The sequence below is a fragment of the Lacticaseibacillus sharpeae JCM 1186 = DSM 20505 genome (assembly GCF_001436225.1).
Taxonomy (GTDB): domain Bacteria; phylum Bacillota; class Bacilli; order Lactobacillales; family Lactobacillaceae; genus Lacticaseibacillus; species Lacticaseibacillus sharpeae.
Map to the genome: position 1 here is coordinate 1 of NZ_AYYO01000031.1, position 1,550 is coordinate 1,550.

Annotated in this window: 1 rRNA gene; it reads right to left on the reverse strand. The window is 52.6% G+C overall.

Annotation, left to right across the window (positions count from 1 at the left end):
* Positions 1–82 precede the first annotated feature (82 nt).
* Positions 83–1,550: ribosomal RNA gene (locus tag FC18_RS07185) — 16S ribosomal RNA — on the reverse strand; the annotation flags it as partial.

The following is a 1,550-nucleotide window of genomic DNA, read 5'->3' on the forward strand; positions in this document are numbered from 1 at the left end:
CCCTCAAAACTGAACAAAGTTTCAAATGTAGGCTTTCCGTATCATGCTTCCACCTTGCGGTTTCTTACATGATTATCCTTAGAAAGGAGGTGATCCAGCCGCAGGTTCTCCTACGGCTACCTTGTTACGACTTCACCCTAATCATCTGTCCCACCTTAGACGGCTAGCTCCCTCGAAAGGGTTACCCCACCGGCTTCGGGTGTTACAAACTCTCATGGTGTGACGGGCGGTGTGTACAAGGCCCGGGAACGTATTCACCGCGGCATGCTGATCCGCGATTACTAGCGATTCCGACTTCGTGCAGGCGAGTTGCAGCCTGCAGTCCGAACTGAGACCGGCTTTAAGAGATTAGCGCACCCTCGCGGGTTGGCGACTCGTTGTACCGGCCATTGTAGCACGTGTGTAGCCCAGGTCATAAGGGGCATGATGATTTGACGTCGTCCCCACCTTCCTCCGGTTTGTCACCGGCAGTCTTACTAGAGTGCCCAACTGAATGCTGGCAACTAGTCATAAGGGTTGCGCTCGTTGCGGGACTTAACCCAACATCTCACGACACGAGCTGACGACAACCATGCACCACCTGTCATTCTGTCCCCGAAGGGAACGCCTAATCTCTTAGGTTGGCAGAAGATGTCAAGACCTGGTAAGGTTCTTCGCGTTGCTTCGAATTAAACCACATGCTCCACCGCTTGTGCGGGCCCCCGTCAATTCCTTTGAGTTTCAACCTTGCGGTCGTACTCCCCAGGCGGAATACTTAATGCGTTAGCTGCAGCACTGAAGGGCGGAAACCCTCCAACACTTAGTATTCATCGTTTACGGCATGGACTACCAGGGTATCTAATCCTGTTCGCTACCCATGCTTTCGAGCCTCAGCGTCAGTTACAGACCAGACAGCCGCCTTCGCCACTGGTGTTCTTCCATATATCTACGCATTTCACCGCTACACATGGAGTTCCACTGTCCTCTTCTGCACTCAAGTTTCCCAGTTTCCGATGCACTTCCCCGGTTGAGCCGGGGGCTTTCACATCAGACTTAAGAAACCGCCTGCGCTCGCTTTACGCCCAATAAATCCGGATAACGCTCGCCACCTACGTATTACCGCGGCTGCTGGCACGTAGTTAGCCGTGGCTTTCTGGTTGAATACCGTCAACTAATGAACAGTTACTCTCACTAGTGTTCTTCTTCAACAACAGAGCTTTACGATCCGAAAACCTTCTTCACTCACGCGGCGTTGCTCCATCAGACTTTCGTCCATTGTGGAAGATTCCCTACTGCTGCCTCCCGTAGGAGTTTGGGCCGTGTCTCAGTCCCAATGTGGCCGATCAACCTCTCAGTTCGGCTATGCATCACGGTCTTGGTGGGCCTTTACCTCACCAACTAACTAATGCACCGCGGGTCCATCTTCTAGTGACAGCCGAAGCCGCCTTTCAGCGTCAAACCATGCGGTTTGACGATTTATACGGTATTAGCACCTGTTTCCAGATGTTATCCCCTGCTAGAAGGCAGGTTACCCACGTGTTACTCACCCATCCGCCACTCACCGCTCTTAA